18 protein-coding genes are annotated in these 25,285 nt (G+C 45.9%); 7 read left to right on the top strand and 11 right to left on the bottom strand.

From position 1 onward, the window contains the following. The first annotated feature begins 93 nt into the window (after positions 1–93). Positions 94–2,955 carry a PAS domain S-box protein gene (locus QUB70_RS01085; RefSeq protein WP_332977888.1) on the top strand — a complete coding sequence of 954 codons (2,862 nt, stop codon included), beginning with the start codon at positions 94–96 and terminating at the stop codon, positions 2,953–2,955. Positions 2,956–3,117: 162 nt separating this feature from the next. Here the strand turns inward: QUB70_RS01085 and QUB70_RS01080 are convergent, their stop codons facing one another. The 9 genes from QUB70_RS01080 to QUB70_RS01040 form a co-directional block, all read right to left on the bottom strand. After that, complete coding sequence (locus QUB70_RS01080; RefSeq protein WP_332977887.1) at positions 3,118–4,779, bottom strand: diguanylate cyclase domain-containing protein; 1,662 nt, start codon at positions 4,777–4,779, stop codon at positions 3,118–3,120. Positions 4,780–4,908: 129 nt separating this feature from the next. Next, positions 4,909–5,361 (bottom strand): response regulator, encoded by a 453-nt coding sequence (locus tag QUB70_RS01075; RefSeq protein WP_332977886.1) that lies wholly within the window; start codon positions 5,359–5,361, stop codon positions 4,909–4,911. 485 nt (positions 5,362–5,846) lie between these two features. Further along, a complete protein-coding gene (locus QUB70_RS01070) occupies positions 5,847–7,754 on the bottom strand; it encodes a PAS domain S-box protein (RefSeq protein WP_332977885.1) in 1,908 nt (635 codons plus the stop codon). Further along, positions 7,755–9,689 (bottom strand): response regulator, encoded by a 1,935-nt coding sequence (locus QUB70_RS01065; protein WP_332977884.1) that lies wholly within the window; start codon positions 9,687–9,689, stop codon positions 7,755–7,757. Between the two features lie 136 nt (positions 9,690–9,825). After that, on the bottom strand, positions 9,826–10,092 hold the full coding sequence (locus QUB70_RS01060) for a hypothetical protein (RefSeq protein ID WP_332977883.1): 267 nt from the start codon (positions 10,090–10,092) through the stop codon (positions 9,826–9,828). A gap of 89 nt (positions 10,093–10,181) precedes the next feature. Beyond that, on the bottom strand, positions 10,182–13,340 hold the full coding sequence (locus QUB70_RS01055) for a PAS domain S-box protein (protein WP_332977882.1): 3,159 nt from the start codon (positions 13,338–13,340) through the stop codon (positions 10,182–10,184). After that, the gene (locus QUB70_RS01050) at positions 13,337–13,735 is read right to left on the bottom strand and encodes a response regulator (RefSeq protein ID WP_332977881.1); all 399 of its coding nucleotides are present in this window, start codon (positions 13,733–13,735) and stop codon (positions 13,337–13,339) included. The genes QUB70_RS01055 and QUB70_RS01050 overlap by 4 nt, the downstream gene beginning before the upstream one ends. A gap of 56 nt (positions 13,736–13,791) precedes the next feature. Further along, positions 13,792–15,468, bottom strand: coding sequence for a sensor histidine kinase (locus tag QUB70_RS01045; RefSeq protein ID WP_332977880.1), 1,677 nt, complete (start codon positions 15,466–15,468; stop codon positions 13,792–13,794). A gap of 12 nt (positions 15,469–15,480) precedes the next feature. Beyond that, entirely contained in the window at positions 15,481–15,753 is a 273-nt protein-coding gene (locus QUB70_RS01040) for a CBS domain-containing protein (RefSeq protein WP_332977879.1), read from the bottom strand. Positions 15,754–15,812: 59 nt separating this feature from the next. Between QUB70_RS01040 and QUB70_RS01035 the strand changes: the two genes are divergently transcribed. Beyond that, the gene (locus tag QUB70_RS01035; RefSeq protein ID WP_332977878.1) at positions 15,813–16,043 is read left to right on the top strand and encodes a hypothetical protein; all 231 of its coding nucleotides are present in this window, start codon (positions 15,813–15,815) and stop codon (positions 16,041–16,043) included. A gap of 71 nt (positions 16,044–16,114) precedes the next feature. Here the strand turns inward: QUB70_RS01035 and QUB70_RS01030 are convergent, their stop codons facing one another. After that, on the bottom strand, positions 16,115–16,495 hold the full coding sequence (locus tag QUB70_RS01030) for an ATP-binding protein (protein WP_332977988.1): 381 nt from the start codon (positions 16,493–16,495) through the stop codon (positions 16,115–16,117). Between the two features lie 77 nt (positions 16,496–16,572). On the opposite strand from QUB70_RS01030, the gene QUB70_RS01025 reads away from it, so the two are divergent. Together QUB70_RS01025 and sds are read left to right on the top strand one after the other, a co-directional pair. Next, the gene (locus QUB70_RS01025; protein ID WP_332977877.1) at positions 16,573–16,743 is read left to right on the top strand and encodes a hypothetical protein; all 171 of its coding nucleotides are present in this window, start codon (positions 16,573–16,575) and stop codon (positions 16,741–16,743) included. Between the two features lie 1,902 nt (positions 16,744–18,645). Continuing rightward, complete coding sequence (sds, locus tag QUB70_RS01020; RefSeq protein WP_332977876.1) at positions 18,646–19,617, top strand: solanesyl diphosphate synthase; 972 nt, start codon at positions 18,646–18,648, stop codon at positions 19,615–19,617. A gap of 97 nt (positions 19,618–19,714) precedes the next feature. On the opposite strand, the gene QUB70_RS01015 is transcribed toward sds, so the two are convergent. Then, a complete protein-coding gene (locus tag QUB70_RS01015; RefSeq protein WP_332977875.1) occupies positions 19,715–20,179 on the bottom strand; it encodes a hypothetical protein in 465 nt (154 codons plus the stop codon). 151 nt (positions 20,180–20,330) lie between these two features. On the opposite strand from QUB70_RS01015, the gene hetZ reads away from it, so the two are divergent. From hetZ to QUB70_RS01000, 3 genes are all read left to right on the top strand, one after another. Next, positions 20,331–21,512 (top strand): heterocyst differentiation protein HetZ, encoded by a 1,182-nt coding sequence (gene hetZ / locus QUB70_RS01010; RefSeq protein WP_332977874.1) that lies wholly within the window; start codon positions 20,331–20,333, stop codon positions 21,510–21,512. Beyond that, a complete protein-coding gene (locus QUB70_RS01005; RefSeq protein ID WP_332977873.1) occupies positions 21,505–22,575 on the top strand; it encodes a hypothetical protein in 1,071 nt (356 codons plus the stop codon). The genes hetZ and QUB70_RS01005 overlap by 8 nt, the downstream gene beginning before the upstream one ends. A gap of 272 nt (positions 22,576–22,847) precedes the next feature. Further along, entirely contained in the window at positions 22,848–25,211 is a 2,364-nt protein-coding gene (locus tag QUB70_RS01000; protein WP_332977872.1) for a DUF3488 and DUF4129 domain-containing transglutaminase family protein, read from the top strand. The last annotated feature ends 74 nt before the right edge of the window (positions 25,212–25,285 follow it).

The raw sequence follows: 25,285 nt of genomic DNA, 5'->3' as shown, positions 1-25,285 counted from the left end.
TATTAGTTGTGAAAAGCTGAGATATTGTGAGGGTGAATTGGGGCGCATTATAACAACAGAAATAGCAACTGTCAACTTACCATTTGTAAAGTTATGACGGATTCTCCAAGTGAAACTCAACTGCCCAAACAAGCGCCGATCGCCGCTTTATCGGGTGCGAGCGAAAATTGCTGGCGCGACTGGGCCGATCGCGTCCCAGTAATGCTGTGGATCGCAGATGCAGAGAGCGGTTGCAATTACTTTAATTTGCAGTGGACAGAATTTACTGGGCTGACTGAAGCACAAATTTCTGCTCGGGGTTGGAGGCCAAACATTCACCCAGACGATTTAGACTCTTGGGAGCAAATATATCTGAATGCTTGGAATTTAAACTCTAATTTTAAACGAGAATATCGGCTGAAAAGAGCTGACGGAGAGTATCGGTGGATTGAAGAGACAGCAGTTCCTACATTCACGCCTTCAGGTGAATTTCAAGGGTTTATCGGGACGGCGACAGATATTAGCGATCGCAAAAAAGTACAAGAACAACTCAGCTCTCAAGAACAATTTTTGCGCAGTATTTATGACGGTATTGACCAAATAATTTTTGCGATCGATGCAGAGGCTGACGGCGAATTTCGTTATGTCGGTTTGAACCCGCTCGGCAAGCGAATTCTGGGCATCGGGGACGATAGCGAGTGGTGCGGCAAAACTCCCGAAGCTGTATTTGGCGAGGAAGTCGGAACCGTGCTGCGGCAAACTTATATCAGTTGCGCGCGATCGCAAAATTCAGTTACTTCCGAACAATGCTTCAAGTTCCAAGGAGCAGATACTTGGTGGCTAGTTACCCTAACTCCGCTGCGGGACGAAGCAGGCAGAATCTATCGAATTATCGGCAACTACAAAGAAGTTACAGACCGCAAAAAAGCCGCCGACGAACTATTAGAATCCCAGCGAAAACTCGAAGAAACTCAAAAAGTTGCTCATATCGGTAACTGGGAATTCGACGTCATTACTGGCGAAATTAGTTGGTCGGATGAATTAAAAAGAATTTACAATCTAGAACTAGATTCGCCAACACCAAGTTATTCAGAACTTTTGCAGCAAATTCATCCCAACGATCGAGAACGCTTTCAACAAACCATAGAGGAAGCGATCGCGCGCCGCCAACCCTACGAAATTGACTACCGCGTTTACAGTTTCAACGGACAAATGAGATATCTGATCGGTTGGGGACAAATCTTGCAAAACCAGCAAGGCGAAGTGGTAAAATTATTCGGAGCCGCGATCGATATTACCGAGCGCAAACAAGCAGAATTGGCACTGCAAGTCAGCCAAAAACGCCTCCGCGCGGTTATCAACAATGCACCCATAGTTTTATACTGCATCGATCGCTACGGCATATTTACCCTTTCTGAAGGAAAAGGCTTAGAACCTTTAGGATTTAAGCCGGGACAAGTAGTTGGCTTATCAGTTGACGAATTCTACAAAGATTATCCCCAAATCATCGAAAGTATTAACTTTGTCTTAGCAGGCGAGGAAAGAATTTGGTCGTCCGAACTCAAAGGTTACATTCATGAAAATCGCGCCACACCAATATTAGATGAAAAAGGAGAAGTTGCAGGATTAATTGCTGTTTCCATTGACATCACAGAAAGAGCACAGGTTGAAGAAGCTTTGAGACAAAGCGAAGCAAAGTTGCGCCTAATTCTCGAAAATATGCCAGTAATGCTGATCGCTGTTGATGCCGATCGCAATATCATAGTCTGGAATCGAGAATCCGAACGAGTGCTGGGTTACAGCACCGCAGAACTTGTCGGCAACCAGCAAGCAATACAACTGCTCATGCCTGATGTTAACTACCGCAAACAAATCTTTAAAAAAGTTGTAGAACTCGGTCACAACTTTCGAGATTTAGAAGTAGAAATTAAGGCGGCTGACGGCAGCATTAAAACAATTGCTTGGTCTAATGTTTCTGCTGATTTTTATGTTCCCGGCTGGGATTTTTGGGGAATCGGTGTCGATGTTACGGAGCGAACAGCAGCAGAATTGGCCCTGCGAGAATCGGAAGCGCAACTCAGAGAACAAGCAGCGCAATTAGAAATAGCTTATCACGCGCTCACCCATACCCAAGCGCAGCTCGTACAAAGCGAAAAAATGTCTTCTTTGGGTCAATTAGTTGCTGGAGTTGCTCACGAAATTAACAATCCTGTCAGCTTTATCTTTGGCAATGTCAGCTATGCCAAAGATTACACAAATGATTTGTTGAGGGTTCTCGAACTTTACCGCGCAGCGTACCCAGAACCCACCGCAGAAATTCAGGCAGAACTTGAGGCAATTGAGTTAGAGTTTATCCAAGAAGATTTGCCTAACCTGCTGGATTCAATGGCAGTTGGAGCGGTTCGCATTCAGGAAATTGTCAAGTCTTTGCGAACTTTTTCGCGTCTGGACGAAGCAGATTTTAAGGCGGTTAATTTGCACGAAGGAATTGACAGCGCTTTGATGATTATCGCTCACCGTTTGAATCCGCAAGGAGATAAACTCGCTATTTCTATAATTAAAGAGTACGGCAATTTACCGCAAGTTGAATGTTATTCGGGTCAATTGAATCAGGTGTTTATGAATTTGTTGATTAATGCGATCGATGCTGTGGAAGAAAGGGAAAGAAATTCCCAATCTGCCGGGGGTAGCTCGTCAGTTCCTACAATTAAGATTCGCACGGAAGTTATGGAGGGCGAGCGAGTGAAAATTGCGATCGCCGACAGCGGTACCGGCATTCCCGAATCAATGCAGCAGCGGTTGTTCGACCCGTTTTTTACCACGAAACCCGTCGGCAAAGGTACGGGATTGGGATTGGCTATTAGTTACGAAATTGTAGTTAAAAAACATCAAGGAAAATTGCTTTGCAATTCAGAATTAGGAATCGGTACGGAGTTTGCGATCGAAATACCGATCCGCCAACCGCAGGCAAAATAAAAGTTGTGAGTTATAAGTTGCGCTCGTGTCTGATAAAATAACTATTATAGTGTTTGTAGTGAGGACTTTATTCCTCAGATTGATGAGGACTAAAGTCCTCACTACAAACCAATTTTTTTGCGGTAATTCGAGCGGACGTGATATTACCAATTACCTTAAACTTTACATCAAAATCGGGGAAGATTCCGATTTGCTGCTGGCGTGACAAATGCGATTTTTGCCTTCGGTTTTGGCTTGATAAAGGGCGCTGTCAGCGCTGCGAATTAGGGTGTCGGGAGATTCCTCGCCAGAAGGAACCGCCGTAGCAATGCCGCAACTGAGGGTAACGTAGGGGTCGATCGGCGATCGGGCGTGGGGCAGTTTCAAGCTGGCGATACCGTCGCAAATTTTCCGGGCGACAGCGTTTGCCCCTTCGGCGCTAGTGTTGGGCAGCACTACGGCAAATTCTTCGCCGCCGTAGCGGGCGGCCAAATCCCCAGCCCGCTTGGCAGATATGGCGATCGCCCCAGCAACTTGGCGCAAACAATCGTCCCCACCGAGGTGGCCGTAAAACTCGTTGTAAAGTTTAAAAAAGTCGATGTCAAATATTATTAAAGACAGCGGCAGTTTCTCTCTTGCCAATCGGCGCCACTCTAACATCAAAACGCGATCGAACTGGCGGCGGTTAGCAATGCCTGTCAGTCCGTCAGTAGTTGCCAGTTGCTGCAATTTTTGATTGGCTATTGCTAGCTTGCGGTAAAGTTGAGATTGTTCGATCGCGATCGCCACTTGATTTGCCAACTGCTGTAAAAAATCTATTTCCCACTGCTGCCATTCCCTGACACCGCTGCAATTGTATGCTGTCAGCATTCCCCACAAATTATTGCGATTTTCGGCGATCGAATCCGGCGCATTTGAACCCTGTGCCTGCGGTTTGTCGATCGCCGGCAGCCAGATATAATTTTCGGCTGCATCTTCTATTTTTTCTGCTTCCAAAACAATACCTTCTTGTGTTTTGTTTGCCGTTTCCCAGTCGCCAGATTGCCAAATTGGCACGCTTACAACTGCTGCAATTTCACAATCTGCCAGCAATTCTTTGCAACTGCCAGCCAAGTCGGTAGCGCTGACATCTGCTATTGCTTGTACCGACTGGGATTCGACTAAAACAAAGCATGACACCGCCAAAGCAGCACTAATATTTGGGTTTTCAATATAACCGAATGGCAAACCGTCACCTGCGACGATCGCACCTTTTGGCTCTTCCCTGTCGAATTGAGACGCCCAATCCTGACAGCGATAAATTAAAACGCGGTCTGTTTTGAGAAATTGGCGCACTTCTGCGACGGTACTTTGGAGAATGCTTGCCGCGTCTATTGACGATCGAATATTTTCGATCATTTTGCCCAACAGTCGCTCTCGGAGGGCTTGCTGCCGCAGTTGTTCTTCTATGCGCTGACGTTCGATCGCGTAATGGATTGCCCGCACCAGCAGAGTTCTATGAAATCTTCCCTTTACCAAACAATCTTGAGCGCCCGAGCGCAATACCGACAGCCCGGTATGTTCATCGTTGATATCTGTCAGCACCACAACTGGCACTGTGGGCGATCGGGCTTTCAAAACCGCGATCGCCTCGCTTCCTCCCAAGCTGTCTGACACGGACAAATCTAATAGTACGGCGTCAAACTTTTCTGCTTCCAGACACGCCAGTGCTATCTCCACAGACTTAACAGTTTGGAGGCGAAACAGAGACTCACTGAATGAGCCTAAAAGGTCTTCGAGCAGCGTCGCATCTGCGAGGTCATCCTCAACCAACAAAATTTTCAGAGATTGGTTACGTGTTAACACAACTATAGCGTTCGGAGCGGGTTGAAGGAAATTTTTTAGTTTTGAGAGCGATACTTGCGATCGGGCTAATATGTCAGTCTATCAAATTTAGTCAACACTCAAACTATCGATCTAGCTTTTAATTAAAGCTTACAGAGCCGGCGGGAGCGAAACGATTTCAAACCAATACTGACATAAAGTTTTCATTACTTCAACCAATCCTTCAAAAGTGACTGGTTTGGATATGAAAGAATTAGCACCCAAGCGGTAGCAAAGCAAGATATCTCCGCTGCGGTGCGACGTTGTTAGGATCACAACCGGAATTTGTTGCAAGTCGGGGTCAGCTCTGATCGAAGTTAGTGCTTCTCGCCCGTCAAGCCTCGGCATATTTAGATCCAAAAGTATCAAGTCTGGCCGGTGCCAATTGCTGCTACTAGCATATTGACCGCGACGGTACAAATAGTCCAGCACTTGTTCTCCATTTTCCACAAATTCCCTCCTAATTACTAATCGAACTTCTCGCAGTGCTTCCTCCACCAAAAAGCGCGTGTCCTCGTCATCGTTGGCTATTAAAAGAGTAAAATTTTTCTTTTTAGAATTCACCGCTTTGCCTCACTACCAACGCATTCTGTGAGGTGACGGGACTTGGATCGGTGTCCGAGCACCTGCAAAGCATCTGTTGCCATCATCCCGCGAATCAGGCTGAAAAAACTGAATTTGTGTTGCAGCAATTTGCGGCTTTGCCAGATTCGCAAAGGTTTTCCGCTAATGCTTGTTTCACTTAGCAGTCTGTCCGAGAACCGGCCAACTGCAAAGACATCACAAAGGCTTATCCCCGAACTACTAGGGAAACTGCTGCATCCCAAAGCAAGATGCTCTGGATAAAGTTGAAACAAACTGACAAGTCTTGCACGCACCGCTGATTGTTATTGTATAAGAATAGGGCTAATAGATTTATACTGATAGATTTTTAGCTCAATGTCATCAGTGAATATGCTAAACTTTTACGAGCATTTATGTAAAGACAAGATAAAGCTCTTTAAAGATTAAGTAAATGACTGGTGACAGCTTCAGGCTGACTGCTGACTTCACTTTGGTACAGGAACAGAAAAATAAAAAGTCGAGCCTCGATCGGGTTCTGATTCTACCCACAGGCAGCCGCCGTGCCGATCGACAATTCTTTGACAAATCGCTAAACCGATACCGGTTCCAGAATACTCTTTTTGGGCGTGCAAGCGCTGAAAAATTTGAAAAATTCGCCGGTGGTACTCTTCGGCAATGCCAATACCGTTGTCCTGCACCGAAAACACCCAGTTATCCCCCTGACGCTGGGCGCCGAAGAACACCACCGGCGCCCAACTGCTGCGGTACTTAATCGCATTGCAAATTAAATTTTGAAACAGTTGCAGCAGTTGAAAACCGTCACCTATTACCCTCGGCAAATTGCCCCTAGTAACAGAAGCTTGATTCTTGCGGATCGCCAACTGCAAATTAGCGCAAGCATCTTCAAAAACTAGATTGCAATCTATCAGCTCAAAAGGTTTATGACTGCTGCCGACCCGCGAATACTCCAGCAAGTCATCAATCAGCGCCTGCATCCGCCCGCAAGAATTAACAATATTGCGGATAAATTTATTTGCTTGGGCATCAACTTGGTTGTGACAGCGCTTTTCTAATAGTTGAGCGTAGCCGGCAATCGTGTTCAAAGGCGCTTGCAAATCGTGAGAAGCCACGTAGGCAAACTGTTCGAGTTCGGCATTAGAACGAGTTAATTCTTGAGCGTAGCGGGTTTGAGTTTCTAAACTCGCTTGCAGCAGTTCTTGTACCTGCTTGCGCTCGGAAATATCCTCGATCGCACAAATCAAATACTGCGGCGTACCCTCGGCATCCCGCATTGCCGAAACCGTAACATTCGCCCAGCGCACTTCCCCATCTTTGCAGATCAAACGCTTTTCTCTAGAAAAAGTTTGAATCTCCCCGGATAACAGCAAGCGCACGTATTTTCTGTCAGATTCCATGTCATCCGGCTGAGTAATTGCCTCCCAATTTTGCTGCAACAATTCCGATTCTGCATACCGGACAATTTGGCAAAACCCGGGATTTACACGCATAAATTGACCGGAAAGCGCGGTTTTAGCTATGCCTACTGCCGCTTGCTCGAAGATCGCGCGGAAGCGTTCTTCGCTTTCTCGCAGGGCAATTTCTGCTCGTTTGCGATCGGTGACGTTGCGAAATGTTACTGCCAGGCCATCGTTTAACTTGACCGCAACAATGTGCAGCCAAGCACTTATATCTCGCTCGTGTTCGTAATAAAATTCTTGGTCTACAGTTTCTCCTGTTTCTACTACAGAAACATACAAATCAAATAACCCGTTCTTGCGAAGTTGGGAAATTTCTGCCAACAAATTCTTGCCAACTATCTCATTTAATAGTAAACCAGAAATTTTTTCGGCGGCAGGGTTGACCAACAGCCACTGGAAATCCACAATATTTCCCTGACTGTTGCGGACGGCAGAATAAGCCACCACACCGTCTAAGGAACTATTTAATATGCTAGCAAGCAGCGACTGCGACTGTTGCAGTTGAGCGTTTTGCTCTTTTAGTTGCTGTTGCAGTTTTTGCAAGCAGACTTGCTTGTCGATGCGCGCTAAAACTTCTTCTACTTGAAATGGTTTGGCAATATAGTCGGCGCCGCCAACTCTAAAAGCTTGTAATTTATCGTTGATGTCATCTAATACGCTTAAAAAAATCACCGGAATTTGTTCAGTTTCCGCTGTCGCTTTCAGTCTCCGACAAACTTCATAACCGCTCATTTCCGGCATTCTAATGTCGAGCAAAATCAAATCGGGGCAATGGGCGATCGCAACATTCAACGCCAGTTCACCGCAAATAGCTCGGTAAACCTGATACCCCTGGGCTGTTAGCAGCTTGGACAAGAACCGCAGATTGCCCGGTTGGTCGTCAACCACCAATATTTTAATTCCGCTATTATCCATTTATTTTAAAATCGATTTAGTTAAATCCATTATCCTGTCGAGTCGGTAATCTGCCAGCAAATCTTTTAAAGCATCAGCTAAAGTTGGATGACTTTCACAAATGCGATCGACAATTTGAATAGCCAGCTCTTCATTAACATCATTAACTGCCTCGTAGAGTTCCTGCACCCAATTTTGAGGCATCTGGGCCAGCAGCGGCAAGAAAAATGAATCTGGTTTTTCGCTAACGAAATAACGCCGTAAAGCCCCCGTTTCCAGTCCGGTAAACTCTTGATAAATATAGTGTACTCCCAAGTAGCAAGCCATCTTATCAAAGAGGATTTGTTCTTGAAAAGGTTTCCGCACAAAATCGTCGCAACCTGCGGCGATAATTTCGCCTTCTTTTTCCTCAAAAATGCTAGCAGTCAGAGCAATAATTACAGTTCGCGGCTGAGCTTCTTTCTCTTTAGCTCTAATTTGTCTGACAGCTTCAAAACCGTCCATTACTGGCATTCGCGTATCCAGCCAAATTAAATCAGGCTGCCAACTTTCCCAAAGTTCAACTGCTTGGAGGCCGTTTTCCGCTTCTCGGACTTCAAAACCAATTGGTTGCAGCATTTTAACCAGCAGCAGCCGATTTTCTTGATTGTCGTCAACTGCTAAAATCCGATAAACCGGTTGGTCTGCTTCTAGTCCGATCGCCCGCTGCAATGTCGCGACTGTTATTTCAGACGAAATAGCGGGAAATACTCGGATATTAAATTTAAAACTGCTTCCCTCACCTAAAACACTTTCGACCGCAATATCTCCGCCCATTATCTGGACGTATTTTTTAGTAATTGTCAAACCCAATCCCGTACCATCAGCCGTTTTTCTGCCAGCTTCTGTTTGCACGAAAGCATCAAACAAAGTGTCGATTTCTGCTGCTGCTATGCCAACTCCCGTGTCTTCAACTTCAAACAAAATTAAACATTCCTCAACCGAGGTAGAGTTAGGATAAATCTCCGATTCAGGCGGAGGCTGGCATTCCACGCTCGCCCGCAGCCAAATGCTGCCGCCGTCCTGAGTAAACTTTATGGCATTTCCCAGCAGGTTAATTAAGCAGACGCGCAGCTTTTTTTCGTCAGTTTTTATATATTGGGGAACATTCGCCTGCACGGAAAATCTCAGTTGCAAACTTTTGGTTTCAGCTTTGATTTGAAACATCTCTTCCAGAGTGTCGAGGAGTTGATAAAGGTCAAAGCTGCGTTCATCCAAGCTAATTATCCCGGCTTCTATTTTCGACAAGTCTAAAACATCATTAATTAGTTCCAGCAAATGTTGACCGCTGCGGTTAATAATTCGGAGATTTTCAATATTTTCGTTGCTCAGGAAAGAGTCGCGGCTCATGACTTGGGTAAAACCCAGGATGGCGTTCAGGGGAGTCCGCAATTCGTGGCTCATGTTGGCAACGAATTGACTTTTTGCCAGCGATGCAGCGGCTGCGGCTTCTTCGGCTTTTTTGCGTTCTATTATTTCTTGTTGCAGTTGGGTATTGCGATCGATCAATTGTCTTTTCAGTCTTTGGATAGTCAATTGGTGTTCGATCCGCGCTAAAACTTCCGCTACATGAAACGGTTTTGTGATATAATCGACCCCTCCAACTTGAAAGGCGGTTACTTTGTCCAATACTTCATCTAAAGCGCTGATAAAAATAACGGGAATTTCTGATGTTTTCGCTTGGGCCTTGAGCTGCGTGCAGACTTCGTAGCCGTCCATTTCCGGCATTTTGATGTCGAGCAAAATCAAATCTGGAGAACCCGATAGCGCGGCTCTGAGTGCCATTTTGCCGTTAATTACGCCCCGCACTTTGTAGCCCCGATCCGACAGCGTTGCCGATAAAACTTGCAAATTTTCTGGAGTGTCGTCAACAATTAATATGTTGCCTTTATTCTCTTCTGTTTGATTGCTGCTCATCGCTATTTTTTCTTAAATTGAGAAGTGCTGATAGGGTGAAAACAGATTAATTAAATCGTCATTATAGCATTCGCTCGTGAAGCAACTACTTTTATATTTACAAAACTTACGCACGCCAACCCAAGAAACCGGGTTTTTAACCGGGATAGGACTTCGGAATTATGTAGCGCGAGCGTCCATAGCGAACGATTTGGGTAGCCAGCGAGACGATCGCACTGACATCATCCAAATTATTATTCCGATGCAGCGGTAAGGTGCGCATTTCGCACCCTACATATATAGGTTCTGCGTCCAGGACTGAAATAGTCGATCTACCTAAATCATCAATAGACCTCTTGCAAAAATAACTAGGACGGGCTCTGGGGCCCATCCCACAAAATTTTTTTTCTTGTGGAATGGGCATCTTGCCCGTTCCAGAATTTGATTAAAAGGATTTTTGCAATCTTGTCTAATCATCCCAAACCCGCTCCTCTCCCCCTCTCTTTTTTTCCTTCAAACATTTCTAAACTCCTCAATCAAATCAATAATCCGATCGCACCGGAAGTTATTCACCAAATCAGCAAGCGCACTGCGGAAACTAGCATTAACAGGAGGAATCGACAACAGCAGCCCAAAAATCCGCTCATTATCAACCGAATCCGCCGCAGAGTACAACTCATCAACCCATTCAGCAGGCATAGCTTCAAAAAATGAAGCATTGAGCGTAAAAGGCAAATGGGCATTTCCAGTTGGCGCGGAAACGTTACGGGACGCGACAGCATCAGAACTCAGCGAAACTTCTCGATCGTAAACATAGCGGACTCCCAGATACTTAGCGATCTTTTCCAGAATCACTTGTTCCCGAAAAGGCTTTGCTACAAAATCATCGCAACCAGCAGACAAAATCACCGATCGCTCCTCATCAAAAGCACTTGCCGTCAGAGCAATAATCACCGTTGCTTGACCTTTCAAATGCGCTTTGATCCGTTTAGTAGCTTCGTAACCGTCCATCACCGGCATCCGCATATCCATCCAAATCAAATGAGGTTCCCAACTCGACCACATTTCCACAGCTTTAACACCATTTTCAGCGTCCTGCACAGCAAAGCCGAGGGATGTCAGTATTTTCACTAATAGCAAGCGGCTTTCCAGGCGATCGTCAACAGCTAAAATGCGGTATTCCGGCTGTCCCGGTTCGAGACCCACAACGCGGCGAGCTGTTTGAGCAACCTGAATTTCCACTGAATTAGGGAGCGAAACTTTAACATCAAATCTAAAAATGCTGCCGCGACCCACGCTGCTTGTCACCGTCATTTTTCCTCCCATTAACTGGACGAACTGTTTGCTGATCGGCAAGCCTAAACCGGTTCCTTCTTGAGCTTTTTTTCCGCTTTCTGTTTGCGCAAAAGGTTTAAACACATTGTCCATTTCTTCCGCAGAAATTCCCGCTCCCGTGTCTTCAACTTCAAAGAGCAAGCAGCAATTGTCAATTAGCGGCATCTCTCCGTAATTTTTATGCGTCAACAGCTCATGTTTAATTCTCAAATTAACACCACCTTCCGCAGTAAACTTAATAGCATTTCCCACCACATTAATTAATATTTGGCGCAACTTGCTTTCGTCGGCTTCTACATATTGAGGTAGGTCGGGTGTGCAATCAAAAATTAAATGCAACCCTTTTTTTTCGGCTTGCAGCTTCAGCATATCTTCAGTATTTTTTAGCATTTTGTGCAAGTCGAAGGTGTTTTTATTAACTGTCACCAACCCCACCTCAATTTTTGACATATGCAGAATATTGTTGATCAGATCGAGCAAATGTTCCCCGCTGCGGCTAATAATTCCTAAGTATTGCTGTTGGTCGGCACCAAGGGCTGCCGATCGGGCCAGCAGTTGGCTGAAACCGAGAATTGCGTTGAGGGGAGTTCGCAATTCGTGGCTCATATTCGAGAGGAATTCGCTTTTAGCCCTGTTGGCTCTGTCGGCTTCTTCTTTGGCTTTTTTCAGCGCTATTTCTGCTTGTTTGCGCTCGGTAACATCGCTAGCCGTGCCTGTTGTACCCGTGATGTTTCCTTCAGCGTCCAAGCGGGCGATCGCCTTCGTATTTACATCAATGGGTCTGCCGTCTTTTCCTAATACTATACTTTCGTACTGAAACACAGTATCTCCCGTCAGCAAGTGCTGCTGAAGTTCCCGGTTCCGGTCTATTTGTGCTGGCGCTAAAAAATCGCCAAAAGAACATCCGAGCATTTCTTCCGGGTCGTAACCGTAGATTTGTTTCACTGCTTGGTTCACAAAAGTAATGTGTCCTTCAGCATCGCAAGACCAGATGATATCTTGAGAAGTCTCAACTAAATGGCGGTATTTTTCTTCGCTCTCTGCTAGAGCTATTTCTGCCAGCTTGCGGGGGGTAATGTCCATCAGAGTTTTAAAGAGTTTTGTCACTTGCCCTTGTTGGTTGACAACTGCTTCTCCTCTGGCTTCGATGTAGCGGATGAAACCGCCTTCACTTGTTTGTAACGGGCAATTATCCGCAGCAATTGTCACTTCCGGTCGCAGGATTCGATATTCCAAACTATAAGATTGCCCGCTAGCAATAGCAGCGTCGATCGTTGTTTGCCACTTTTGTCGATCTTCTGGATGCACGTATTGCCCAAACTCAGTTAGTGTTGGCGCAGCCTGACTTGAATTGAGACCAAAAATCCGAGATAATTCTTCCGACCAAGTAGTTGTGTTGGCCGAGAAATCGTATTCCCAATTGCCGACGCGGGCGATTCTTTGCGCTGCTGCTAAAGAAGCCGCTACAGCCCGGAGTTTTTCTTCGGCTAATTTGCGATCGCTAATATCTTGAATCACAGAAATCACGCAGGTTTCACCGTGAATGTCAATGATTTCGGCAGACAGCAGCCCGGTTCTGAGGGCCCCAGTTTTAGTGCGCCAATCAAATTCGTAGTTGCGAACAATTTGTTTCTCGTCTAACATTTTAAACAACTCGGCGCGGGCTTGTATACTTTCCCAAAGATTAAAATCAAGCGCCGTGCGATCGAGAATTTCTGCTGCCGAATAACCGATTGTCTGGCAAAATGCCTCATTAATTTCTAAATAACGACCGTCTTTAAGTCTGGTAATAGTAATCGGGTTGGGAGAAGAACGAAAAGCTTTGGCAAACTTTTCCTCAGACAAGCGCAGTTGTGCAGTCCGCTTCTCGACTAAAGTTTCCAACTCTTGATTCAGCTTTTGGAGTTGAGCATTTTGTTCCCCTAATTGCTTCTCCATAAAATAGCTGTTGACCGCTTCTTTTAGGGTTAACTTCAAATCTTCTGACTGCCAAGGCTTCGATATGTAGCGGTACAATTTAGCATATTTAATAGTATTCGCCACCGCTTCGAGGTCTGCTTGCCCCGTCAGCATAATTTTGATAGTTTTTGGCAAAATTCTGTGAATCTGCTTCAGCAATTCGTCCCCTTTGATATTGGGCATCAGATAGTCGGAAATCACTGCCACAATTTCGCAGCCATCTGCCAGCAATTCTTCAATTAACTCTAAAGCATCTTCGCCGCCTTCAGCAGTTTCTAATAATTGTTCTTCTCCCAGAGCTTTTTTTAACTCAATTTTTAAACTTTGAAGGATTATCGGTTCGTCATCCACGCAAATAATCACAGGTTTATTGCTCATAATTTTGCCAAACCAGATTTGATAGTTTCTATTAATTCTTTGCCGTCCCACGGCTTGTACAAACAGCGGTGCAAGTTTGCTTGCTTTTTCACCCGTTCTATTGCTACTTCGTCGGCTTGCCCGGTCAGCATGACTTTCACAATTTTGGGATATTTTTGGTGAACCCGGATCAAAAATTCATCTCCTTTAATACCGGGCATTAACCAGTCAGATACGATGACCAAAATATCGCTTTCATCTTCTTCTTGAATTTCATCGATAATTTCCAGAGCTTCATCGGCATTTTCTGCTACTTCGTAGAGGTAAGCATCGCCAAATTCTTTTTTAAGTTGGATTTTCAAACTGTTTAAGACCACAACTTCATCGTCAACGCACAAAATGACTGGTTTGGGCATAAAATTTTACTTTTCTTTGATTGTTTAATTGGGGGCGGGGCGTATTGCCCAGATTTTTAATTGCCGTCAGTGATTTCGCTAGGCAAGGATACAGTAAATTTGGTTTGACCTGGCACGCTTTCTACTTGCAGTTTACCTTGGTGTTTTTCAATAATTTTATGAACTATATCCAATCCCAAACCGCTGCCTTCTCCTGGAGGTTTTGTCGTGAAAAAAGGCTCAAAAATTCTCGGCATAATCTCTGGGGGAATGCCTTGGCCGCTGTCGGTAATACTGACTGATATTGCGTTATCTTGGTGTTTGACATCAATTTTCAATACTCCTTTGTTGCCCATAGCTTGTAAAGCATTGTGAAGCAAATTTGTCCAAACTTGATTTAGTTCATCAGGATAGCATAGCACAGAGGGCAAATCAGTACCATAGTTTCTGACTACTTCCACACCGTGTTTGATTTGGTAGTGATAAAGCGTTAAAACAGTATCAATGCCGTCGGTAATATTAGCGATCGCCTTGGAACCCGACTGGTCGTAACGAGAGTAGCTTTTCAAAGCAAAAACGATTTTAGCAGCCCTATCTGTCGCAGTAGCAATATTTTTAGTGCTTTTTTGTACGGTAGCGAATTGGTAGGCGGTTTGTAAAAGATTTGGATTTTCGCTGTCTTTCAACAAAGGTAAAAAAGGTTCTACATTGCTAATTCCAATATCTAATAAGGTACAGGCAAGACTGTCCGCGCCGTCAATTTGTTCTGCTTCTAATTGCCGCTGCAATAGTTTTTTCAACTGACGTTTTTCTTTACTAGATAAGGTGTCTGTTTCTTGGCTTGACTTGTGCAGCAGCGCAAAGAAATCCTGCCGCCGTTCCGGGGATAGTTGCTGGAAAAATATCGGCAACTGCTGCAATTGTTCGACCCAGAAGGCGGTGATGTTCTGCACGGAGGAGCGAATCGCCCCTAAAGGAGAATTGATTTCGTGGGCAACTCCGGCAATTAACTGTCCGAGGGCTGCCATTTTTTCGGATTGAATCAGTTCTTTTTGAGTGCGCTTAAGTTCTTGCAGGGTATGATCTAATTCTGCATTTTTTTGGCACAGCGCTGACTCTGCTAGTTTGCGGGCGCTGATGTTGCGCGCAACCCAAATCACTGCATCTTTTGAAAACAGGGAAATGCAGGCTGAAAACCAAATTTCCCGATCGCCAACTGTTAAGCTGTAATCAAAATTGAGCGTTTGTTGCGTCTCTAACACTTGCTGAACTAACATCCACCAATCATCCGGGTTGTCGTCGTCAAAAAAATGTTCTATCGTCAGGCTGACTATATCGCAATCCGGCTCGGAAAACTGCGCCGTATTTGTCGGCAAAACTTCTACATTACCCTGAATGTCTAGCACGAGAACGATGTCTGCCATCGCTTCAAAAACGGCGCGGACTTTGCTTTCAGAAAAGTGCAATTTTTCTTCGAGCAATTTGCGATCGCTAATTTCTTGCTGCAATTCTGCGTTGCTGGCTGCTAGTTGAACCGTGCGCTCTCGAACTCGCTGTTCGAGTTCGGTGTTGAGACGGCGGACTTCAGATTCAGCAGTGGCGCGGTCTTGTATTTCCTTTTTTAACTGACTGTTAGCGTTAATTAATTCTAAAGTTCGCTGTTTAATTTGTTCTTCTAAATTTTCATTTAAAAGCCGCAACTGTTCCTCAACTTCGGTTCTCAGAATCGCTTCTTTTTGCAATTGTTCGTTCACTTTTTTCAACTCCTAGATATTTTTGGCAACTGTTTCCTGCAAAAGCTCGGCATTCGCGTGGATTTCTACCGGATCTAAGGCGTGCAGCAGGGTACTTTGGGTCACAATTCCGGCTAAATAGCCTCGCTCGTCCACCACCACCAAGCGCCGGATGCGGTGCTGCTGCATGAACTGGTGAGCCTGCCACAATGTGGCTTTTACCTGCAACGGCATCAGGTGAAAACTCCGACAAGGCGGCGACGGTCGTGTCGGCGAAATCGATTCCGGCAGGTTGGAATTTAACAATGTCGCGTTCTGTAATTATGCCGACAGGTTTCTGATTTTTGTTGTCGCTGTCACTGCAAATGACTGTGCAGCTTTTGCGCCTTGTTGCCATCTGTTTTGCGACTTCTCAAACTGATACAAATGCAACTGGCACTCGTCTGAGTCAGGGTGGCGCGACTTTCAAGGGTGTGTCTGGAGGCTTCCCCGGCTGTTTGGGGTCGATCGCCTGTTCTAGCAAGCTGTGGGTATCAGAAACTGTTGTTGACATGGGCAAATTAAGGGGGATAGATGAAGGCGGAACCGGCTATTAATACCATTTTAGATTTGAGATTTGACCGTGGCGACACATTGACCGCAATCAAGGTTTGACACCGATCTAGAGTTACATTTTTAGTCGCGCATCGGTATGATTTTTAGTGCGATCGCCGTTGAGGGCGATCGGAATTGACACAATAAACGTCCTTTGACCGATAACTGATGTTACTTCCATTTTACCCGAAGGTCTTTCTACACTTTTTTTAACAATCTCCACTCCCAACCCGCTGCCTTCGCCGGCTGGTTTTGTGGTAGAGAACGGCTCAAATATTGGCAAAATCCCTGGGAAAATTCCCTTGCCGCTATCCGTGACGCTGACGATCCGGCTCTGATTTTCTGATTTCACCTCTACTTTTAACACTCCGCAATTGTCCCTTGCTTGTAAAGCATTGTGAATCAAATTTATCCAAACTTGATTGAGTTCGTCACGATAGGCACAGCAATTCAGGCCGTCGATATTGATAATTTATGACAACTTCTACTGCGTATTTGAGTTGGTTGTAATAAAAAATTAAGATATTTTAAATGCCGTCAGTAATATTGGCAATTACCTTTTCTCCAGTACAGTTTGAGCGAGAATATCTTTTAAAAGCAAAAACTACTTTTGCTGCTCTATCTGTAGCAGCGGCAGCAGACGATCTTCTTGGCAAGCTGTGGATAAATTGCAGGGATTATCTGCCTGACTCAGCAACTTAAGCACCGCTTGATGAAATATTTGATTGCACTGCAAGTTTATTGATTGCTTGAATTGAGCAAGCAGGTTGCTAGATACAGCAATTCCGCGTTTTATGTCTGTAAGTTCTTGCCCTAGCAAATAGGAATATTGAAATTTTTGTGGGTTACAATAATCGACAACTTCAAAATCAGCGTTTTTGAGCGCACTTTGATAGTTTTATCGGAACATTGGCAGGGTTTCCCTGACATAATACTTGCTGCGAGCGATACAAACTGCTACTACATATAATATCCGGTCTCTCAGGCTTTTGACATTGAACATCGATACTAAGTTTAAAGCCAATTCGCCTAACTTATTTACCGATTCAATGTCTTGAGATTTGCCGTTTAAAACTACGCCCCAAGCTGCGTATAAAAAGGCAGAAATCGGTTAATTTCCCTACTGCAACACTTCGGACAGTTTTTGATTGCAAACTGTAGAATAGACCTCTTGCAAAAATAACTAGGACGGGCAAGATGCCCATCCCACAAAAGTTTTTTTCTTGTGGAATGGGCCGGAGAGCCCGTTCCAGAATTTGATTAAAAGGATTTTTGCAAGAGGTCTAATATGGGTTTCAGGGCGCTCCTTTTCGAGGGCTTCGCTTGCCGAGGCACACTATAGGCTTTCCGGTAAATCAAAGGTTTCAAACTACGACCTCAAAACTTAGGAATGAGAATTAAATAACTTACACAAATTTGTGGGGTGGGCGTCCCGCCCGCCCTTTTTGGACGGGCGGGACGCCCATCCCACAATAACAATTAAAATTGTAAGTTATTTAATTTGCGATCCTTAGTTCGCTTGCGCGCGCAGACTGAAGAAACCGGGTTTCTTCGTATATTTCTCGTTCCTGTTGGCAAGATTTTCGTAGAAACCGGAAATAAGCGCCCCCATGCGTAAGCGCTGAAACTGCTGCTACGTGTTGCAGTAACTCGTACCCCAGAAAATCACTTTCGGCCGCCAATTGTAAAGAATAACCCTGCCTCTCGTGCGCAAGCATTCAAGGCAGGGTTATTATTGAGTATTCGGATTTCTCAGCGGTGAAGCAGGCACGCAAAGGCCGACTTCGGCTGCCGAGCAATGCACTACTCGCCCAATCGAGTTATTTTAGAGCTGCGTTCGGCCAACATCAGCAATACATAAATAGTCATTACATAGCCTGCGGCCAGAATGGGAATAATTAGAGGAATATCGCGATAAATCATAATTAGAACCAAAAGTCAAGGACTAGGAGGAGGAGGAGGAGGAGGACAAGTTCAATACCTACTACATTAAGTCAGCACGCAAGACCATGCCTTGGTTCTGAAGGCTGCTTTTCCATATCAAGCCTGCGGGAACATTTAGGCGTTCCCGGTCTATCAATAATGATTTACTGCTTTACAGATGCTTAAACAGCCTAAAACTATCCACTTTAGCTGCTTTGAGCTACCGTGCACATAAGATGCGCTACTATTAACTTCTGAAAACTTTTAGTCGCGAGGAACTAAAAATCTCTCCCAGAAATTTTCGCTGCGATCGAGTAACAAGGCTGGCTCTACGAAACTATTACAGGCACCTAAAAGCTACCTGCCAGTCTGGATGAAGTTCTGGATGAAGTACAGCCTGTACTTAATGTATAGAATTGTTTAAATCCTTAACTCCTATAATAACACAGGGTTTTTGGGATTTAGAGATTTTTTGGCAGTGTCCTTAACAATTCGTTACAATAGGGGCAACTCCTGTGGCAGCGGGCCTCTCGCCGGAGGGATTCGGCTGACTCCGGTCGGTGGCAGATGACAAATAACTGCTGAGCGAATAGATTTTTATTCCAGATTGCAGAGAATTACCTTAAAATAAAGATATGATATGTAAAATTTTGTTACTTTACGGCTTGAGTCGGCGTATCCATGATCTCTAGCACTCTCCTATTTTCCTCGGTTGAAGAAGACCTGCGACTGTTGACAGAAAACTTGAAACAGTTAGTGGGTGCCCGCCATCCCATCTTGTACGCGGCCGCAGAATACTTATTCGGCACAAAGGGAAAACGGGTGAGACCCGCAATAGTCTTGTTGATGGCCAAGGCGACGATGCCCGATCGTCCAATCACGGAAAAACACCGCCGCCTCGCTGAAATCACGGAAATGATCCACACAGCTAGTCTAGTTCATGACGACGTGGTGGACGAGTCGGATCTGCGGCGGGGAGTGCCGACAGTTCACAGTCGGTTTAACAACCGAGTGGCAGTATTGGCGGGAGATTTTCTGTTTGCTCAATCGAGCTGGCATTTGGCAAATCTGGACAACCTGCCAGTAGTCAAACTGCTTTCAGAAGTGATTATGGATTTAGCTGAGGGGGAAATTCAACAGGGACTAAATGGATTTGACACCAGCTTGTCGATCGAAGCTTACCTAGAAAAAAGTTATTACAAAACAGCGTCTTTAATTGCCAACAGTTCCAAAGCAGCGGGCTGTTTGAGCCAGGTTTCACCGGAAATAGCAGACGATTTGTACAACTACGGTCGCAACATTGGTTTGGCATTCCAAATAGTAGATGATATATTAGATTTCACCGCTTCAACAGAAACCTTGGGGAAACCCGCAGGCTCGGATCTCATCAGCGGTAATCTGACAGCGCCAGCGCTATTTGCTCTAGAAGAAAAGCCTTACTTGGAAGTTCTCATAGAACGCGAATTCGCACAAGAAGGAGATATAGAGCAGGCCCTGGCACTGGTAGAAGATTCTAGAGGCATAGAGCGATCGCGAGAACTAGCCACAAATCACGCAAAGAAAGCCGTCGAATACTTAGCTGCGCTGCCCCATTCAGAGTCCCGCCAAGCTTTGATTGACTTGGCAGATTACGTTTTAAGCCGGCTTTATTAGAGGTGAAAAACTTACATTTTATTGGTAATGGGGAATTGGTAATGGTTAATGTCCGATGCCCAATGCCCGATTACCAATTAATAGGAAATTGAGTTGTTTAGGCAATATCCGGCGGTGGAGCCGATCGATACTGTTGCAAGTAAACATTAATTAAGCTCTGTACTTGCTCGCGAGGGATTTCCGTCCCCACTTCCCGCTCGCCGGGACTTTCAAAAAAAACAATGCTGTCGAGACCTTCAAGAGCTATCATCTGAAATAAAATGTGAGTGACCGGCAAAGTCACCGGTCTGAGGCGATCGCCCGCAGCCGACGCGGCCTGTGACGCATCTTTAAGAGTGCTCCAAGCATAAATCACCCTCTTCTGGCGTCCCGGTTGCTTGAGATTGCTCAAAACCACGATCGCCCAACTTTGGTCTACCGCTTGCAGGATCGAGTATTCGAGGTGCTGTAGCTGTTGGGCAATTAACACCAGCGCCGGAGCGATCGCCTTTAAGATTTCTGGCGTCGAACCGTCGGGGGGAGCTTTCTCGATCAGTGCTTGAATCTGTTGGTCTAAATCCATCAGTCAGTTAATTTGAGATTTGAGTTTAAGAATTTCAGGTTAACAGGTGCGCGTCCAAGTATGTGATAGCCAGCACAGCCCGCTATAAAATGTAAAATTCCAAATTTAAAGTCGCAGGGTGTGCTAGTTTCATTATTAGCTGTAAACCATCATGCGGGAAATCTGCCAGAGCGTGGAAACCATATTTCAACTGCTGTTAGACGAACTCAAAAAGTCCACTCGCGCGTCTGAGCAGAACTGCCGGGATGTAGCAGGACGACTGGCAGCAGAAGTCACCAGGATATGCACCGAAAGCCAGCGGATTCAAGCCTCTGGAGACATAGAAGGTTCAGCCCAGAGCCTCGCTCAGCACCGCTTGCAACAATGCCTCCACTATTACAATTTAGGCTCCGGGCCCGGGCGAGTAGAATTGCACAGTACCCTCAGCGCGATCGTCTATCGCTACATCACTCCTCCCCAGGTGCAGTCTAGCTATCAGGCGCGAGTAGAACTGATCAGAGATTTTTTGCAAGGATTTTATCTCGAAGCTTTAAAGGCATTCCGGCGCGAAACCCAACTGCCACCCACCTACAGTCCCCGCACTCGCTTAGAACTAGCAGAGTACATGGCCTTTGTAGAGCGCTTCGGCAAGCGGCGCATTCCATTACCTCGGAACCGCAGCCAGCAACTAATTATTTTACGGGCCCAAACCTTTTCCCAGCAACAGCCCAAAGAAACCTCCGTAGATATGGAACAAGCCGCCGACGGAGGGGCTTCAGATTCCGACCAAACTTGGAACGACACCTCGGTGCACTCCGTGCGGGAAGCGATGGCAGGACAGGGTTCGGCGGCAATTCGTCCGCTAGGCGACGAGTCAGAATCTCTGCGGCAAAACGTGATAGACGAATTAGTCGCTTACTTGAAAGAGCGCAACCAACAAGACTGCGCTGATTACTTCGTGCTGCGCTTGCAAGACTTGCCGACTAATGAAATAGAGTCGCTTCTGGGCATAAATCCCCGTCAAAGAGACTATTTGCAGCAGCGCTTCAAGTACCATTTGCTCAGGTTCGCCATGTCGCACCGCTGGGAACTCGTTCACCAGTGGCTGGAAGCAGACTTAGATCGAAATTTGGGTTTGCTGCCTTCTCAGTGGCAAGCTTTTTGCGAGCAAATTGGCCCAGAAGGACAGCGTTTGCTAAAGTTGAAGCAACAGGGTCTGTCAGAGTCTGCGATCGCGCAAACCCTCGGCAGCACGGTAGCCCAGGTACAGAAACGGTGGTTTAAATTGCTGGAACTTGCGTGGGAACTGCGAAATAGTTCAGATTCCGGAGAAGGGGCATCTAGTGATGAATAACGAAACCAACAGGGATGCAGAGGCTTTCGAGCGCCATTTTTTAGACTGGATATTGCAGGCGCCAATCGCGAATGCCTCTAGCGAAGATGAGGAAAATCTCAATCCGCCCCCTCCCTCAGAAGAGTGGGGCAGCACAGAAGAGAATTCCGGGGTGGAATACTGGGAATGGGACGAACCAGACCCGCTGGACTATCAAGTGGGGGCGCACAGCAATGCACCCGCACAACCGCAGACAATTGGAGAAATACCGACCGTGCAAGACCGTTTTCAGACCTTGTTAAAAGAGAGGCTTAGAGCCGAAATTGAATCCAACCCGCCGCTGTTCCCCTGGGAAACAGAATTCAAAAGCTACGACCACGACTACCCAGACGATGTAGCCCCGCAATGGGTTCCCCCCCTGCACCTCTGGACTCCCCAACTACAAAATATCAGGTGGGGTCGCCTGCCAATTCCGATCGCCGAAAGGGTTTTTGCTCAACTGCTAGAACCTTGTCAGGAACTGGTAATGTCGTCGCTGCGGGAAGGCTCGAAGTTAGTTCGCGCTGTAGATAGCTTGTTTCCGGGCCAGTCTCAGGAACTCAACGAATTAGCTGGTTTAGTTCTCAGAGGTTCCTTGCGGGGACTTTTAGATTTAGAAGATGTCCCGAATTACGAAGCGGCGACTACCGATCAACAAATGGTGCTGTCGCTGTTGGCCGCCCGGGAAATCATTGAGTCTCTAACTTTGAATTGTCCTGTGAATCAGCCGCCTGTTTCGCGGGAGTGGCTGACTGGTTTGGGTTCGCTCACTCTGGAGGCTCAATACCTGTCAAACCGCAACAGAGAACAGCCAATGCCGTGTTTAAGAGTTGAGTGCCAATTTCCGGGGGGAGGAAGTTTGGAACTCAAGGGAGGAGATGCCGAAGCAACTGCACAACGTCCGAATTCGGGGCATTTAAGTGTGGAGTTGTTTGACCCGAAACCTGACAAGACTTACGGTCTAGAAGTTCGCTTCCAAAACTTCGAGGCCAGACCTTTGATGTTTGCTATTCGTCCAATTTTGGCAGGAGAAAATAGCAATTAGAAAGGTAAAATTAGAGTAAATAATTTAGGTTTTTACTCGGCGGTTTGACCTCACACACAAACGGATGCAATCTCCAGACTTCTGTCGCGGAAAGCCAAAAATTTTAGATATTAGTTAAATCCCCCAGATTAATCTGTGAAGTTAATCTGTGGATTCAATCTAAAATCTAATGACAGAGAAATAAGATTAAGATATTAGTTGAAACCCGGATTTATCTGTGGATTCAATCTAAAATCTAAAATCTAAAGTCTAAACTCGTTGGATGGGTGCACATGACAACTGATAACCTGCGAAATATACCTGTTTTGGGTAAGCTGTGGGAGCAGATCGAGGCAATGCCTCCGCCGGTGATTGAGGATTCTTTACTGCTGCGAATCCTAGTTCAGTTGTTGGTAATTGTGGGAATTGTTGCTACTGACGTTGCTGCTGAAGAAGCCCAGAACCTGTGGGCTGTGCCTGTTAGTATTGTGGGAGCAACTTGGAGTTGGTACCGCCGCCGCGATCGCAATGTAGCTGCTAAGTTCTGCATAGCTATTGGAATGCTGGTGGCGCTGTTCGCTTTTTTTACCCGCTTGGTGGGAGAGTTAAACGATACGCGGCTAGTTTTAGCCCAACTGTTAATTCAAATTCAAGTGCTGCACAGCTTCGATTTGCCCCGCCGCAAGGATTTGGGCTATTCGATAGTCATCGGGCTGATTCTGTTGAGTGTAGCGGCGACTCTCAGCCAAACGCTGACTTTTGGGCCGCTGCTGTTGGTGTTTTTGGCTTTAGCGCTGCCGACTTTGGTTTTGGATTATCGATCGCGCTTGGGACTCAAGAAAGTAGAAGATAGAAAGCACAAGGTAGAAGGTAAAGAGAAAAACAACAACTGGTCGTTATTTGCTGCTACTTTATCCCCCAAGTATTTTGGTTGGCTGCTGCTGATAACTGTCGGGTTGGGGCTGACTATTTTTGCGTTTTTGCCGCGCCTCCCTGGCTATCAATTGCGGACTTTTCCGGTGAGTGCTCCTATTGAATATCAGGGGGAGTTTGACTCGCGCAGCATTCTCAATCCTGGGTATGTCAGAGGAGGAGATAAAAAAGGAACTGGCGGAGGAAGGGGGAGAAACCCAGACAAAGGACCAGGAGAGGTGGACTCTACTTTTTATTACGGTTTCAACCAGCGCATAAATCAAAATTTGCGGGGGGAAATGAAACCTCAAGTGGTGATGCGGGTGCGATCGCAGGCTGCGGGCTTTTGGCGGGTGTTGGGCTTTGACAAATACACCGGTCAGGGTTGGGAAATTTCTCGCAACGAACAAGCTTTTAAGGTGAATCGACCTAGATGGTCTTATCAATTTTATCTGAATCCTTTTCCCAATGCGCCTCGGACTCAAGAGGTGATTCAAAGTTATACTATTGTTGCTCAGTTGCCGAATTTGATTCCGGCTTTAAACAAGCCGAGGGAACTTTATTTTCCGACGACAGAGGTAGCGGTTGATGCCGAGGGCGGTTTGCGATCGCCTGTGGAATTGGCGGAAGGCTTGACTTATACGGTGATTTCTAATGTGCCTTTTCGCGATCGAGCTCTGTTGGGTAAAACTGGTACTAATTACCCGAAAAACATTCGCAATTTCTATTTAGATGTTCCGCCCAAAATTGCAGCCAAGGTGCGGGCAAAAACACAGGAAATATTGCTAGCAAGGACGAGAGTAGCTAAATCAGATAGATCGATCGACTCTCCCTACGAAAAAGCTTTGTACTTAGCTCAATATTTGAAGCAAAACCCGAATTATAAAATTGAAAAAGCTTTGCCTTACTTAGAGGAAAGTGAAGATTTAGTCGAGGGTTTTTTGTTTGGCTACAAAAACACTCAGGCCGGCAAAAAGGTGACAGGCGGATATCCAGACCACTTTTCGACTGTACTGACAATTATGCTGAGGTCGATCGGGATTCCGGCGCGGCTGGCGGGCGGTTTCGATACGGGAGAATTCAACCCGTTTACTGGTTTGTATGTTGTGAAAAATACCGACGCTTTCTTGATGACTGAGGTATATTTTCCCAATAACGGCTGGTTTGCTTTTAATCCGATTCCCGGTTATCCGCTGATTCCGGCTTCGGTGGAAGACAACCAGACTTTTAGTGCGCTGGAATCGTTTTGGAAGTGGATTGCGGGTTGGCTGCCGACGCCTCTGAGAAGCGGGTTGGATTCAGTTATAGGTTTTGTAATTGGCTGGATAAGTTTGATTCTGGGCTGGTTTCTGGGACAGTTTGCTAAGGGTTGGGTGGGGTTATTTACTGGTTTGATTAGTGCGATCGCATTTGGCTTCTTTGGCTGGTTAATTTGGCAAGTGTGGCGCAAGTGGCGCTACCGCCGCTGGCTGGCGAAGTTGCCGCCGGTGGAGGGGGTTTATCAGCAAATGCTGAAGGATTTGGCGAGTCGGGGATTTGCCAAGCAGAAAGCTCAAACGCCTTTGGAGTATGCTGAGGCTATGCGCGGGAATCATGCAACTGATGAAGCGGAGGTGATTGATGAAGTTTCGCAAGCTTACGTGCGGTGGAAGTACGGGGGCGAAGCGGGAAATTTGAGTCAGTTGCGACAGTTGGTGGAAAATTTGAGGCGATCGCACTTGCAGAAACTGAAAAAGTTAAGATAATATAAATTCTGGCGTTGCTGATTTACGGTATGAAAGCCTAAATAGGCCAGTCATAGAAACCAGTATCGACAAAA

Source organism: Microcoleus sp. A003_D6, assembly GCF_036702825.1.
Taxonomy (GTDB): domain Bacteria; phylum Cyanobacteriota; class Cyanobacteriia; order Cyanobacteriales; family Microcoleaceae; genus Microcoleus.
The sequence above is the reverse complement of the archived record's forward strand: the minus strand, read 5'-3'. Positions and strand labels throughout refer to the sequence as shown.

Coding starts and splice junctions, on each gene's coding strand:
- QUB70_RS01085 (WP_332977888.1), top strand. CDS start 94: ATGACGGATTCTCCAAGTGAAACTCAACTGCCCAAACAAGCGCCGATC.
- QUB70_RS01070 (WP_332977885.1), bottom strand. CDS start 7,754: ATGGATAATAGCGGAATTAAAATATTGGTGGTTGACGACCAACCGGGC.
- QUB70_RS01065 (WP_332977884.1), bottom strand. CDS start 9,689: ATGAGCAGCAATCAAACAGAAGAGAATAAAGGCAACATATTAATTGTT.
- QUB70_RS01060 (WP_332977883.1), bottom strand. CDS start 10,092: ATGCCCATTCCACAAGAAAAAAAATTTTGTGGGATGGGCCCCAGAGCC.
- QUB70_RS01055 (WP_332977882.1), bottom strand. CDS start 13,340: ATGAGCAATAAACCTGTGATTATTTGCGTGGATGACGAACCGATAATC.
- QUB70_RS01050 (WP_332977881.1), bottom strand. CDS start 13,735: ATGCCCAAACCAGTCATTTTGTGCGTTGACGATGAAGTTGTGGTCTTA.
- QUB70_RS01035 (WP_332977878.1), top strand. CDS start 15,813: ATGACTGTGCAGCTTTTGCGCCTTGTTGCCATCTGTTTTGCGACTTCT.
- QUB70_RS01025 (WP_332977877.1), top strand. CDS start 16,573: ATGCCGTCAGTAATATTGGCAATTACCTTTTCTCCAGTACAGTTTGAG.
- sds (WP_332977876.1), top strand. CDS start 18,646: ATGATCTCTAGCACTCTCCTATTTTCCTCGGTTGAAGAAGACCTGCGA.
- QUB70_RS01015 (WP_332977875.1), bottom strand. CDS start 20,179: ATGGATTTAGACCAACAGATTCAAGCACTGATCGAGAAAGCTCCCCCC.
- hetZ (WP_332977874.1), top strand. CDS start 20,331: ATGCGGGAAATCTGCCAGAGCGTGGAAACCATATTTCAACTGCTGTTA.
- QUB70_RS01005 (WP_332977873.1), top strand. CDS start 21,505: ATGAATAACGAAACCAACAGGGATGCAGAGGCTTTCGAGCGCCATTTT.
- QUB70_RS01000 (WP_332977872.1), top strand. CDS start 22,848: ATGACAACTGATAACCTGCGAAATATACCTGTTTTGGGTAAGCTGTGG.